The following is a 1,019-nucleotide window of genomic DNA, read 5'->3' on the forward strand; positions in this document are numbered from 1 at the left end:
AATCAGCAACTGGTCTGAGTATGATGCTTCCTTAAAACAGAGAGGGAGTCTGACATTTTGGCTCAATGATGAAGTGATAGAGCAGTGGGTAAACCAACAGAAAACTGGACGTAGGGGAGCATCTAATACTTATAGTGATGTAGCTATTGAACTAATGGTCACGATTAGTAGTTTGTTCGGATTAGCGTATGGGACAAACAGAAGGGTTTGTAGAATCTATATTTAATTTGATGGGACGCTTATTTATCGGTACCAGACCATAGCACTGTAGACAGAAGGGTCAGAAAATTGAATATTGTGATACCAGTAATGCCAACCCGTGAGGGGATGCACTTAGTATTAGATTCACTATTGGGTCAAAGTATACGGTGAAGGGGAATGGAAAACCAGGATTCATGGTTGTCGCGTAAACGTAGGACATGGCGTAAATTACATCTAGGTGTAAATGAGGCCACCGGAGAGATTGTCACAGCAGTTGTCACAACCAATAATGTGAGTGACGACCAGGTATTTTCTGACCTATTAGATGGAGTAGAAGGTGAAATAGCCCAAGTTTCAGGTGATGGTGCTGATGACAAATACAAGTGCTATGAGGCAGCTCACCAACGGGGGATAAAAACGACTATTCCACCGCGTAAAAATGCTGTGATTAGGCCACATGGCAACTGTAAAGCCCTACCCCATCCCAGAGATGAGAACCTCAGAAGAATTCGTAAAATAGGACGCCAAAAATGGAAGCATGAAAGTGGATACCATAGATGCTCTCTATCTGTTTGCGTTTGCGTAGCATCCCGTAGGGAAGCATTCCGTAGGAAAACCACTATGTTTAGGCTCAAAGTTTTATTTGGTGGGAAGTTACGAAGACGCTCATTTGACAATCAAGCAGTGGAATTATTCGTTCAATGCGCTATGCTTAACCGCATGATACAGAATGGTAAACCCGAAAGTTATCAAGTATACATCTAGACTGCGCCTCTCCAGGGAGTCATCTGCGATCGCCACTTTCATGCAACAAAGCC

1 pseudogene is annotated in these 1,019 nt (G+C 43.2%); it reads left to right on the forward strand.

From position 1 onward, the window contains the following. Nucleotide 1: 1 nt before the first annotated feature. Nucleotides 2–966 (forward strand): annotated as a pseudogene (locus F6K15_RS37970) (IS5 family transposase). The last annotated feature ends 53 nt before the right edge of the window (nucleotides 967–1,019 follow it).

Source organism: Okeania sp. SIO2B3 (genome assembly GCF_010672525.1).
GTDB lineage: Bacteria > Cyanobacteriota > Cyanobacteriia > Cyanobacteriales > Microcoleaceae > Okeania.